The sequence below is a fragment of the Streptomyces sp. NPDC058001 genome, from assembly GCF_042886315.1.
Taxonomy (GTDB): Bacteria; Actinomycetota; Actinomycetes; order Streptomycetales; family Streptomycetaceae; genus Streptomyces.
Map to the genome: position 1 here is coordinate 65,271 of NZ_JBHVQT010000008.1, position 11,972 is coordinate 77,242.

The following is an 11,972-nucleotide window of genomic DNA, read 5'->3' on the forward strand; positions in this document are numbered from 1 at the left end:
CGGTGTGCCGCTCAGAGGCGCCACGCCTCGATCGGGTTGCCCAGCCAGCGGGTGTCGGCGGGCACGGACTCCCCGGCCATCACGAGCGACGCGGGGCCCAGAGTCGAACGCGCCCCGACGGTGCTGCCGGGCAGGACGATGCCGCCGGGTCCCAAGGTGGCACCCTCACGGAGGACCACAGTATCCGTCCGCAAGATCCGGTCATGGAAGAGGTGAGTCTGCAGGACACAGCCCCGGTTCACGGTGGCCGCGTCACCGAGCGTCACGAGGTCCGTCTCGGGCAGCCAGTAACTCTCGCACCACACGCCCCGACCGATCCGGCCACCGAGCGCGCGCAGCCAGAGCGGCATCAGCGGGGTGCCGGGGACCGATCCGATCAGCCAGGGCACGGCGAGGACCTCGACGAAGGTGTCGGCGAGTTCGTTGCGCCACACGAAGCCGCTCCACAGCGGGTGCTCGCCGGTCCGGTGCCGGCCCACCAGGAGCCATTTCGCGAGGATCGCGACGAGCGCGGCGGCGGCGCCTGCGGCGAGCAGGGTCACGCCGGACAGCAGGGCGACACCCCAGATCCCGAGCCCGCCGATCCCGAGCCCACCCGTGTCGGGACCACTCGCGCCGGAGCCGCCCGCCGTGGCCAGGGCGCACAGCGCCGCCAGCGTCAGTGCACCGAGCGCGGCCGAGCAGAACACCGGAAGCAACCGGCACAGCTCCACCAGCCCGCGCGCCCACAGCAGCCGCCGGGGCGGCTCATAGGTGCGGCTCTGGTCGCCGTCCGCCGAGGACCGGGGCAGCCGTACCGGGGGGAGACCCAGGTACGAGCTGCCCTTCTTGGCCTTCTTCGGGGTGGCCGACAGCACGCCGACGAGACCGCCGTCCGGCACGCTGCGGCCCGGCGCGGTCATCCCGGAGTTGCCGAGGAAGGCCCGGCGACCGATCTCGGCCCGCCCGATGCGCATCCAGCCGCCGCCCAGCTCGAAGGGCGCGGTGAGGGTGTCGTCGGCGAGGAACGCGCCCTCGCCGACCGTGGTGAGGCTGGGCAGCGCGAGCACCGTGGATACCTCGGCGCGGCGCCCGATCTTCATTCCGAGCAGCCGCAGCCACACCGGTGTGATCAGCCCCGCGTACAGCGGGAACAGGGTCTCGCGGGACAGGTCCATCAGCTGGCTGACGGTCCACGCCTGCCAGCCGGTCCTGCTGTGCGCGGGATGGGTGCCGGGGCGCAGCCCGATGCTCAGGAGGCGTACGGCGATCAGCAGGAGCAGGGCGTAGGCGAGGCCGAAGGCGAGTGCCGCCGGGACCACCGCGACGAGGGCGCCGCGCAGGGCGTCGCCGAATCCGGCGGCCGGTGCGACGAAGCGGCCCACGACGAGCAGCGCGGGCAGGGCGGCGAGCAGCGGCAGGGCGAGCAGGCCGATGCCGATCACGCCGTACATGGTGCGCCAGCCCGTCGAGCGCGGCGGGCGCTGCTTCGGCCAGTCACGTTTGGCCTTGCCGAGCTTGACGGCCGGGGCGCCCGCCCAGCGCTGTCCGGTGGGGATCTGCCCAACGACGGCCGAGCCGGGGGCGACCTCGGACCGCTTGCCGACCCGGGCGCCGGGGAACAGCAGGCTGCGGGTGCCGACGACGGCTCCCGCGCCGATCTTGACCGGGCCGATCTCCAGCCGGTCCCCGTCGAGCCAGTACCCGGACAGGTCGACCTCCGACTCGACGGCGCAGCCACGGCCGAGCTTGAGCATGCCGGTCACCGGGGGCAGCGAGTGCAGGTCGACATCGGGGCCGACGCGGGCGCCGAGCGCGCGGGCGTACCGCTGGAGCCAGGAGCCGGTGAGTGAGGTGGCGCCGCAGTACTCGGCGAGCCGCTCGGCCGTCCAGAGCCGCAGATGCACGGATCCGCCGCGTGGATGGCGGCCGGGTGTCACTCCGCGCAGCAGCAGCCGCGCGCCGCCCGCCGCGATGGCGAGGCGTCCGGGCGGGCTGAAGAACAGCGCGGCACCGGCGGCGACGAGCCACCAGGAGGCGGTGGGCGCCCACGGGTAGGGGCCGAGGAGAGCCAGCACATTGCCGAGGGCGAGCAGCGCCACGGTCCAGCGCAGGCCCTTCACGGTGTACAGCGGCACCAGCAGGAGCAGCTGGGCGACCTTGGCGCGGGTGGGTACGGGCGCGACGGTGCGGGCCGTGCCGTCGTCGCGCGCGGACTTCTCCAGGCGTCGGGCCAGCTTGCGGAGGGTGGGCTGCTGGTAGATGTCGAGGACGGCGGCGCCGGGGTAGCGGGTGCGCAGCCGGGTGGTGAGCTGGGCGGCGCCGAGGCTGCTGCCCCCTATGGCGAAGAAGTCGTCGGTGGCGCTGGTGACGGGGACGCCGAGGGTCTCGGTCCACTGCTCGGCGAGCCATGCCTCGGTGCCGTAGAGCTGCTCGGCGGCGCCCCCGGTCTCCACGTCGGGCAGGGGCCAGGGCAGGGCGTCCCGGTCGACCTTGCCGGAGGTGCGGGTCGGCAGGTCGGCGACGGGGGCGAGCAGCGGGACGAGCGCGGCGGGCAGCTCGGCGCGGAGCTGCTTCACGGCGGTGGCGTGGTCCCAGCCGTCCTGGGTGACGAGATAGCCGACGAGGAGCTGATTTCCGCTGCGGGCGGTGCGGACGGCAGCGGCGGCGCCCGCGACGCCGGGCAGGGCCTGGAGGGCCGCGTCGACCTCGCCGAGTTCGATCCGGCGTCCGCCGAGTTTGATCTGTTCGTCCCCGCGGCCGAGGAAGATCAGCCCCTCGGGTTCGGCCTTGACGAGGTCGCCGCTGCGGTAGGCGCGCTCCCAGCCGAGGGAGTCCAACGGGGCGTACTTCTCGGCGTCCTTCTCCGGGTCGAGGTAGCGGGCGAGGCCGACGCCGCCGATCACGAGCTGTCCGCTGCCGCCCATCGGTACGGGTTCCCCGGCCTCGTCCACGACGGCCAGTTCCCAGCCGTTGAGCGGCAGCCCGATTCTGATGGGCTCCGCGCCGGTGAGGAGCGAGGCGCAGGCGACGACGGTGGCCTCGGTCGGCCCGTACGTGTTCCACACCTCGCGGCCCTCGGTGACCAGGCGCTGCGCCAGCTCGGGCGGGCACGCCTCGCCACCGAAGATCAGCAGCCGTACGTCGCTCAGGGTGTCCGGCTCCCAGAGGGCGGCCAGGGTCGGCACGGTCGACACGACGGTGATGTCCTGCTCGACCAGCCAGGGCCCCAGGTCGGCGCCGCTGCGGACCTGGGAGCGGGGCACCGGCACCAGACAGGCGCCGTGCCGCCAGGCGAGCCACATCTCCTCGCAGGAGGCGTCGAAGGCGACGGAGAGCCCGGCCATGACCCGGTCACCGGGGCCGATCGGGTCGTCGGCGAGGAAGAGCGCGGCCTCGGCGTCCACGAACGCGGCGGCGCTGCGGTGGCTCACGGCGACGCCCTTGGGCTTGCCCGTGGAGCCGGAGGTGAAGATGATCCACGCGTCGTGCTCGGGACCGGGCCGACCTGCCGGGGCGCGGTCCGCAACGTCACCGGATGCGACGTGGATCGCACGCTCGGTGTCGATGCTTTCGCCGGCTCCGATGACGGCCCGTACCCCCGCCTCGCCGAACACCAGCTCGGCGCGCTCGTCGGGGTCCTCGGCGTCGACCGGCACATAGGCGGCGCCGGCCGCGACGACGGCGAGGATCGCCACGTACAGGTCATTGGTGCCGGACGGAACGCGCACGCCGACCCGGTCGCCGAGTCCGACCCCGGCGTCCGCGAGCCGGCGCCGGAGCATTTCCACCGCGATGGCGAGGGTCCGATACGTCAGTCGGGTGGTGCCGTCGTCCAGGGCGGGCTCGTCGGGGTACTGGCGCACCGACGCGTCGAGGATGTCGACAAGTGTGCGGGGTGAGGCGGCGGCGGACGCGGAGAAGCGGGCGGTCGCACCGAACCGCGCGCTCATCTCCTCGTCCAGGAGGACGAGTTCCTTGTTCTCCGGCGTGGTGGCCGGTGTGGTGGCTGCCATCGGGTCCTCGCGTCTCGTTCCCGGAGGATTCCGGGTCGCTGGCGGTCCCGCAGGTCTGCCTGGGGTCGTTCCGTTCCAGCACCAAACAACCCGGCCCAGTCTAATGAGGACCGAAAGATCCCTCTCTGTGAAGGGGGCCGGGCAGGGGGTGGCGTTCACCACCCGGCGGGGCGGCTGAGGCGTCCTGGTGGGGCAGGTGGTGCTCCAGATGCGGGAGGTGGTGGTCGAGACGTTCCCGTTTGGCCCGCAGATACGGCAGGTTCTCGACGCCGGGCGGGATGAGCAGCGGCACCTGCTCGGCGACCGTGATGCCGTGCCGCCGGAGCGCCTCGCGTTTGCGCGGGTTGTTCGAGAGCAGCCGTACGGAGGACACGCCGAGGTCGTGCAGGATGGCCGCCGCGACCCCGTAGTCACGGGCGTCGACCGGGAGGCCGAGTGCCAGGTTCGCGTCGACCGTGTCCAGGCCCTCCGCCTGGAGTTTCATGGCCCGGAGTTTGGCGAGCAGTCCTATCCCGCGGCCTTCGTGACCTCTGACATAGACGAGGACGCCGCGCCCTTCGGCGGCGATCGCGGCGAGCGCGGCGGAAAGCTGGTCGCCGCATTCGCAGTGCCGTGAGCCGAAGGCGTCTCCGGTCAGGCATTCGGAGTGCACCCGGGTCAGCGTCCCCTCGCCCGCGGCTTCGCCGTGCACCAGTGCCATTTGCTCTTCGCCGCGGTCATGGTCCAGATAGCCGTACGCGAGGAACTCCCCGTGCGCGGTGGACAGCCGGACCGTCACCACGCGCTCGACACCCGCCGGGGGTGTCCGCGCGCCGGTTCCGCCGTCGATCGCGCCGTCACTTCCTGTCCTGGCTCCTGTCATGGCCCGACCCTAGCCGTCAACTCACCTGTTCCGGCGGGGGAGAAACCGCCACGAATCGACAACTGGCTCTCCCTTTCGCCCTGTTCGGGAGGGGTACGGCGACGGCCCCCGGGGCACCACCCCGCCGCGTACGCTGAGGCGCACGGGACGGCAGTGGACTTCAAGGGACTTCAGGGACAGGGGGCACCCATGAGTGGCGCGGTGGGCGGAGTCCTGCCGGCGGACACCACGGAGGACGTACGGGCGCGGGGCGCTCGCGTCGCCGTGCTGCCGGTCGGCAGTTTCGAGCAGCACGGTCCCCATCTGCCGCTGGTCACGGACACCGTCATCGCCTGTGCCGTCGCGCGGGAGGCCGCCGCCGCGTATCCGGTGCTGCTGCTGCCGCCGCTGACGATCTCCTGCTCGCACGAACACGCCGCCTGGCCCGGGACGGTCAGCATCTCGGCGGCGACGCTGTACGCGGTCGTCCGGGACATCGCGGAGTCGCTGCGCCGGTCCGGTGTCGGCGCGCTGATCCTGGTGAACGGGCACGGCGGAAACTACGTCCTGCGCAACGTCGTTCAGGAATCCCACGGCGAGGGCCACCGGATGGCGCTGTTCCCGGGGTCGGCGGACTGGGACGCGGCACGCGCCAGGGCCGGGGTGGAGACCTCGGCGCACAGCGACATGCACGCGGGCGAACTGGAGACGTCGATCCTGCTGCACACCCACCCCGAACTGCTGCGCCCCGGCCACGAGTCCGCCGATGTGACCGCCGACGGCCGCAGACATCTCCTCACGCTCGGCATGGACGCCTACACCGACTCCGGTGTCATAGGCCGCCCTTCCCTGGCGACGGCGGCGAAGGGCCGGGAACTCCTGGCCGGTCTGGTGGAGTCCTTCGGCGCCTACGTGGCCCTCCTCACCGGTGACGAAGCGTGAACCGGCCGGTGGGCACGCTCACGGCGGCGGACGCCTGGGAGCGGCTGCTCGGCGTACGGTCCCTCGCGGACGCGGAGGCCGCGGGGCTGGTACGCGGGGAGGGCGGCGCCCTCCGCTGGGGACTGGACGCGTCGCCCGAGGCGGAGGTACTGGCCGACCGGTATCTGCCGCTGTGCCTGGCGGGTGCGGACTTCACCTTCGCCCAACTCGGGCAGAGCATCGACGGGTTCATAGCGACGCGTACCGGCGACGCGGACTATGTCACCGGTACGGAGGACCGGCTCCATCTGCACCGGCTGCGGGCGCTGGCGGACGCGGTCGTCGTCGGCGCGGGCACGGCGGCGGCGGACGACCCCCGGCTGACGGTACGGGCCTGCGCGGGGGCGCATCCGGTGCGAGTTGTCCTTGATCCGCGAGGTCGGGTGCCGCAAGGGTTGCGACTGTTCACGGACGGGTCGGCGCCGACGCTGTGGTTCGTGGGGGCGGGACATGAGCCCCGGGGGCCGGTACCGGTGGGTGTCGAGGTGGTGTCGGTGCCGGACGCCGACGGGTTCGCTCCGCGACGGTTGATCCGCACGCTTGCGCTGCGCGGGCTTGGGCGGGTGCTGGTGGAGGGGGGCGGGGTAACTGTTTCGCGCTTCCTGCACGAAGGGGTTCTGCGGCGGTTGTACGTGACGGTCGCGCCGGTGCTTCTCGGTGATGGTGTTCCTGGGCTTCGGTTTGCCGGTGAGCCTGTGATGCGGGATGCCCTGCGGCCGACGGTGCGGCGATTCTTGTTGGGCGAGGACACCTTGTTCGAACTGGAGTTGCCGTGAGCGTTGCGCCCACGCGGCGGAGCCGCACAATGTCACGGCCCCGCGCCCCTTTAAAGGGCGCTGCGCGCCCGCCCGGCCCGGTGCGAAAAGTGCGCGTCGTTCGTGGCTGGTCGCGCAGTTCCCCGCGCCCCTTTCGGGGCACTTCCCTGGCGGCCCGCAGGGATCATCAGTGCGGCCAGGCCCGGCAGGCTTGCCGCCATGCTCAGCACTCCGTACACCACCGCTACCGTCAGGCCCTGGGTCGCTCCCAGGCCCGCGGTGGCGAAGGACCAGGCCGTGACGCCTTCTCTGGGGCCCCAGCCCGCGATGTTCAGGGGGAGGGACATCGACAGGAGCGCGAGGATCATCAGGGGGAGCAGGACCGTGGCCGGGGCGGTGGTGCCAGCTGCTCGGGCGGCGAGGAGGAAGAGGGCGAGGTGGCCGGCCAGGGTTGCCAGAGATGTGACGAGTACGCCTGGCCAGCTTGGGCGGGCCTCCCTCAGGGTCGTGGTGAGTGCCCTACACCAGCGCGGTGCCCAGGCGACCAGTGCGCCGACCACGATCGGCAGAGCGAGTGCCGCGATGGCCAGGTGTCGGGTGGCCGTGAGTGCCGGGGACGGCAGGGTGAGCAGGATCGCCGTACCGACCGCCAACAGGGCTACTTGGCCGGCGGTTCGTTCCAGGACGACCGCGCGGACGCTCCGGCCGAGGTCTCCCGCGCCGCGCCCGTGCCGGACCGCGCGGTGTACGTCGCCGAGTACCCCGCCGGGGAGGGTGGCGTTGAGGAACAGGGCACGGTAGTAGTCGGCGACGGCCCGGCCGAGGGGCAGTGGGAGGCCCAGGGCGCGGGACACCAGGCACCAGCGCCATGCGCTGCACACGGTGGTGAACACGCCGATTCCGACGGCCCCGAGGAACGTGACGGTGTCGATCCTGCCCACGCCGTCCAGGAACGGGCCCGTACCGAGCCGCCAGATCAGTACGGCGAGGATGCCGGCGCCGACGACCGACGGGAGCCGGGACCTGATCGCCCGCGTCGTCGCCGTCATGCTCCACCGGGCCGGGGCAGTGCCAGCAGGTCGTTGTGATGCACCACCACTCTCAACTGGCCTGCCGCGCACTGCTCCTGACGTCGCATCAGGTAGCGGTCGATGTGCGGGGCGAGGTCCGGTCGTTGGTCGCGGGCCGCGCCGGTCCAGCCCTGTAGCCACTCGGAGATCAGCGCGGAGTCGTCGGGACCGAGCCGCCAGGGGCTGGGCTGGACCCGTACGGTCGCGCCGTGTGCCGCGAAGGCGTCGTACGCCGTGGTGACGGCGTCCGGGCCGAGCAGTCCGGTGCGGCGCTGGTGGGCGTTGAAGGCGTCGGTGATCTCACCGTCGAGCGGGTCGGCGGGGGTGAGGTCGACGCGGCCCGCGACGGAGAGCGCGAGGAGTGCCGGGCAGCCCGCGTCCGCGCAGGCCGTGGCGAGCCGTTCGACCTGGTCGCGGGTGAGCACGTCGAGCAGCGCGGACGCCGTGACGAGCGATGTGGTGGCGAGGGTGTCGGCGGTGAGCCGGTCGAGGTCGCCGTGGTCGGCGGCGACGGTCACCCGGCTGCCGTCGACGGCAACGCGTGGGGCGTGCGCGGTGGCCCGTACGAGCAGGTCGGGGTCGTGGTCGTGCAGGATCCAGTGCTGCGGTCCCGGCAGCCGGGGGGCGAGCCAGCGGCCCATGGAACCGGTGCCGCAGCCCAGGTCACGGATGGTCAGGCGGGGTGCTTTCGGGGTGGTCGTGGCCAGGCGGGTGCGGAGCGGTTCGAGGAGTTCGGGTGCGCGGGCGGTGGCGTCGGCGGACTCGCGGAGCGCCAGCCAGGCCGGGGGGTAGCGGGACGCGTCGGTGGTCGTCACGCGGCCCTCCGGGTGTCGCGCCGGAGCTGTTCCAGGACGCCGGAGAGGCTGAGCGCGGTGGTCGCCCATCCGTCGAGTGCGGTACGCCGTCCGCGGGCCGCCTGCTTGAGGCGGCGCCGTGTCTCGTGCTCGCCGAACCAGCGGCGCAGGGCCCTCGCGAGGGCTGTCGGGTCGCCGGGCGGGAGCAGCATGCCCGGTACCCCGCCGTCGGGTGCGCGGCCGACCGCTTCGGGCAGTCCGCCGACGTCCGTCGCGAGGACGGGGATGCCGCGCGCGAGTGCCTCGGTCACGGCCATGCCGTAGGTCTCGGCGGACGAGCTGAGGACCATCAGGTCGGCGGCGGCGTAACTGGCGCCGAGTGCGGGCCCGTTCTGGGGTCCGGCGAGCCGGACCCGGTCACCGAGTCCGTGCGCGGCGATGAGGGTGCGCAGTCCGGCGACGTATCCGGGGTCGTGGTCGAGTCCGCCGACGCAGACACAGCTCCACGGCAGGTCGGCGACGGACGCGAGCGCTTCCACGAGCCGGTGCTGTCCCTTGCGCGGGGTGACGGACGCGACGCACAGCAGCCGGGAGATCCCGTCGGTGCCGGGGGCGAGGGGCGCGATGTCGGTGCCGGGGGCGGCGACGTGCACGCGCGCGGGGGCGAGTCCGTGGTGCTCGACCAGCCGGCGGGCGGCCCAGCCGCTGGTCGCGACGGTGGCGGACACGGCCCGCAGGGTCGTACGTTCCCGGGCGTCGAGGTCGGCCGCGCGCGCGGGCGCGAGTCCCATCTCGTCGGCGAGCGGCAGATGGACGAGGACGGCGAGGCGCAGACGCGCGGCCTCGGGCACCACGATGTCGGGGACCCCGCAGGCGACGAGCCCGTCCAGGAGGACGACGCTGCCGTCCGCCAACGCGGCGAGCGTGCGGGCGAGTTCACGGCGCGCGGCCGGGGCGGGACGGGGCCAGGTGCCCGGGACGGCGTGGTCGTGGACGTGCCAGCCGAAGCCGGAAAGGTCCAGGCCGACCCGGCGGTCGTAGGTGTTGCCGCCGCTCGGCGCGGTGGGGTCGTCCACGCGTCCGGGGAGCACGAAGTGCAGGGAGCGCGCGGACATCGGGATGATGTCGGCGGGGTGCACGGGGTGGGCCCTCACAGATCACGCTCATAACTCGCCCAGGCCACATGCGACTCGTGGAGGGTGACGGTGAGACCGGTGAGTCCCTGGGCGCCCGCGCCGAGCGCCCCGGCACGCACGCGCTCGGCGAGCCGGTCGGCGATGACCTTGGCGAGGAATTCCGTGGAGGTGTTGACGCCGGCGAAGGCGGGTTCGTCATCGAGGTTGCGGTACGTGAGGTCGCCGACCACCTCGCCGAGCTGCCGGGTGGCGAGACCGATGTCGACAACGATGTTGTCGGCGTCGAGTTCGGGGCGGCGGAACGTGGCGTCCACCAGGAACGTCGCGCCGTGCAGGCGCTGTGCGGGCCCGAAGACCTCGCCGTGGAAGCTGTGGGCGACCATGAGGTGGTCGCGGACGGTGATGCTGAACAACGGATGACCCTCCAGGTGCGGCGGCGGCCGGGGCTCGCCGTTGAGTACGGCCGGTGGGTTCCGGTTGTTCAGGCCCTCTCGTACCGGACCCGGTGGCACAGCCCCGGGAGGTTCCCCGCGGCGATGGCGGCGAGGGTTCCCGGGAGGTCTTCGAAGGCGCATTCGCCGGTGATCAGGGCGTCGAACGCGGGGTCGGTGAGCAGATCGAGGGCGAGGGCGAGCCGGTGGCCGAAGGTCCGGCGGGATCGGCGGGCCGGGGAGAGGGCGCCGACCTGGCTGGCCCGTACGACCAGGCGCCGGGAGTGGAACGCCTCGCCCAGCGGAAGGCTGACCTTCCGGTCGCCGTACCAGCTCATCTCGATCACCGTGCCCTCGGGCGCGAGGAGTTCGAGGGAGCGGGTCAGTCCGGCCTCGGTGGCGCTGGCGTGCACGACGAGGTCGCAGTCACCGAGCGCGTCCCCGGGCAGCGCGAAGTCGACCCCGAGCGCCGCCGCGACGGTGGCGCGGGCGGGGTCGGCGTCGACCAACTGGACGCGGACACCGGGGAAGCGCCCCGCGAGGACGGCGACGGACGAGCCGACCATGCCCGCTCCGACCACGGCGATCCGGTCACCGACGAGGGGCGCGGCGTCCCAGAGCGCGTTGACGGCGGTCTCCACGGTCCCGGCGAGGATCGCGCGTGCGGCGGGCACCGTGTCGGGCACCGGGGTGACCGCGTCCGCCGGGACCACGTACCGGGTCTGGTGCGGGTGGAGGCAGAACACGGTACGGCCGAGCAGGTCGGCGGGGCCCTCCTCGACGGTTCCGACGCCGAGATAGCCGTACTTGACGGGCGCGGGGAAGTCGCCGTCCTGGAACGGCGCGCGCATGACGGTGTGTTGACTCACCGGCACACCGCCCCGGAAGACGAGGCTTTCGGTGCCTCTGCTGATGCCGGACCACAGGGCGCGTACCAGCACGTCTCCCGCGCCGAGGGGCGGCAGGGTGACGTCGCGGATCTCGCCGTGCCCCGGGGTTGCGAGCCAGAAGGCCCGCGCCGCGCGCTCCATCGACACCCTCCCGCACATCGAGGTGACACATCGTCCGTGCCCGGCGTCCGTGAACATCCGGGCGGCGCACGACGTACAGATCACTGCCAAGCCGCGAGCACGGTACGCGGCGTCGATCGACTCTGTCACCTGGTCGGAAAGGTGCGCGGTGGCCCTCAACCACATGTACGGCACGAACTTGATACGGCACGAGACGTCCGTGGGAGCGGGCGCGCAGGTCCTGGTCCTGGTCCTGCTCGGCGGGGCGCTAGGTCTGGGTCCGGCGGGATGGCTGACGGGTCTGGCGTTCACGGCGGTGACCTGGGCGGTCCTGACGCGGGCGGTGCACCGGACATGGCCGCGCCCGTTCGGCCCGGCGAACCGGGTCACGCTGGCGCGCGCGACGCTCGTCGGGGGTGTGACCGCGCTGGTCGCGGACTCCTTCGAGAGCCCGCCGCCGGTGACGGTCCTGGTGGCGCTGACGGCGGTGGCCCTGGTCCTGGACGCGGTGGACGGGCATGTCGCGCGCCGCACCGGAACGTCGTCACCGCTGGGCGCCCGCTTCGACATGGAGGTGGACGCGTTCCTCATCCTGGTGCTCAGCGTCTACGTCGGGGCGTCCCTGGGCGCGTGGGTGGTACTGATCGGCGCGATGCGGTACGCGTTCGTCGCGGCGGCCCGGGTGCTGCCCTGGCTGCGGTCGCCGCTGCCCCCGAGCACGGCCCGCAAGACGGTGGCCGCGCTCCAGGGCGTCGTCCTGCTGGTGACGGGCGCCGGCGTCCTCGGGCGGGGACCGGCGACCGGGCTGGTGGTCCTGGCCCTGGCGGCGCTCGTCTGGTCCTTCGGGCGGGATGTGCGGTGGCTGTGGCGGACGGGACGGGCGGCGCGATGCGCCCGCCGAGTCGGTGACGGGCGCGCCGCCGCCCAGTGACCCCCGTGCCCCGGACCCCGTCCTCCTG

10 protein-coding genes are annotated in these 11,972 nt (G+C 73.3%); 3 read left to right on the forward strand and 7 right to left on the reverse strand.

Annotated features, from left to right (window positions below):
- Positions 1-11: 11 nt before the first annotated feature.
- Both ACFVT5_RS20680 and ribA read right to left on the reverse strand, forming a co-directional pair.
- Positions 12-3,995 carry a Pls/PosA family non-ribosomal peptide synthetase gene (locus tag ACFVT5_RS20680; protein ID WP_389889629.1) on the reverse strand — a complete coding sequence of 1,328 codons (3,984 nt, stop codon included), beginning with the start codon at positions 3,993-3,995 and terminating at the stop codon, positions 12-14.
- Positions 3,996-4,095: 100 nt separating this feature from the next.
- Positions 4,096-4,857, reverse strand: a complete 762-nt coding sequence (gene ribA, locus ACFVT5_RS20685; protein ID WP_389889632.1) for a GTP cyclohydrolase II — start codon at positions 4,855-4,857, stop codon at positions 4,096-4,098.
- Positions 4,858-5,046: 189 nt separating this feature from the next.
- Between ribA and ACFVT5_RS20690 the strand changes: the two genes are divergently transcribed.
- Together ACFVT5_RS20690 and ACFVT5_RS20695 are read left to right on the forward strand one after the other, a co-directional pair.
- A complete protein-coding gene (locus ACFVT5_RS20690) occupies positions 5,047-5,778 on the forward strand; it encodes a creatininase family protein (protein ID WP_389889635.1) in 732 nt (243 codons plus the stop codon).
- Positions 5,775-6,593: a RibD family protein gene (locus tag ACFVT5_RS20695; RefSeq protein WP_389889638.1), complete on the forward strand. Its 819-nt coding sequence runs from the start codon at positions 5,775-5,777 to the stop codon at positions 6,591-6,593. The genes ACFVT5_RS20690 and ACFVT5_RS20695 overlap by 4 nt, the downstream gene beginning before the upstream one ends.
- Before the next feature lie 50 nt (positions 6,594-6,643).
- Here the strand turns inward: ACFVT5_RS20695 and ACFVT5_RS20700 are convergent, their stop codons facing one another.
- From ACFVT5_RS20700 to ACFVT5_RS20720, 5 genes are all read right to left on the reverse strand, one after another.
- On the reverse strand, positions 6,644-7,621 hold the full coding sequence (locus tag ACFVT5_RS20700) for a lysylphosphatidylglycerol synthase transmembrane domain-containing protein (protein ID WP_389889641.1): 978 nt from the start codon (positions 7,619-7,621) through the stop codon (positions 6,644-6,646).
- Positions 7,618-8,526, reverse strand: coding sequence for a methyltransferase domain-containing protein (locus tag ACFVT5_RS20705; protein WP_389889644.1), 909 nt, complete (start codon positions 8,524-8,526; stop codon positions 7,618-7,620). The genes ACFVT5_RS20700 and ACFVT5_RS20705 overlap by 4 nt, the downstream gene beginning before the upstream one ends.
- A complete protein-coding gene (locus ACFVT5_RS20710; RefSeq protein ID WP_389889647.1) occupies positions 8,454-9,590 on the reverse strand; it encodes a glycosyltransferase family 4 protein in 1,137 nt (378 codons plus the stop codon). The genes ACFVT5_RS20705 and ACFVT5_RS20710 overlap by 73 nt, the downstream gene beginning before the upstream one ends.
- Positions 9,587-9,985: a 6-pyruvoyl tetrahydropterin synthase family protein gene (locus ACFVT5_RS20715; protein WP_389889650.1), complete on the reverse strand. Its 399-nt coding sequence runs from the start codon at positions 9,983-9,985 to the stop codon at positions 9,587-9,589. Before ACFVT5_RS20715 ends, ACFVT5_RS20710 begins: the two co-directional genes overlap by 4 nt.
- A 68-nt stretch (positions 9,986-10,053) precedes the next feature.
- Positions 10,054-11,034: a zinc-binding alcohol dehydrogenase gene (locus ACFVT5_RS20720; protein WP_389889653.1), complete on the reverse strand. Its 981-nt coding sequence runs from the start codon at positions 11,032-11,034 to the stop codon at positions 10,054-10,056.
- Positions 11,035-11,182: 148 nt separating this feature from the next.
- Here ACFVT5_RS20720 and ACFVT5_RS20725 point away from each other — a divergent pair, with 148 nt between their 5' ends.
- Complete coding sequence (locus ACFVT5_RS20725) at positions 11,183-11,944, forward strand: CDP-alcohol phosphatidyltransferase family protein (RefSeq protein ID WP_389889656.1); 762 nt, start codon at positions 11,183-11,185, stop codon at positions 11,942-11,944.
- Positions 11,945-11,972 lie beyond the last annotated feature (28 nt).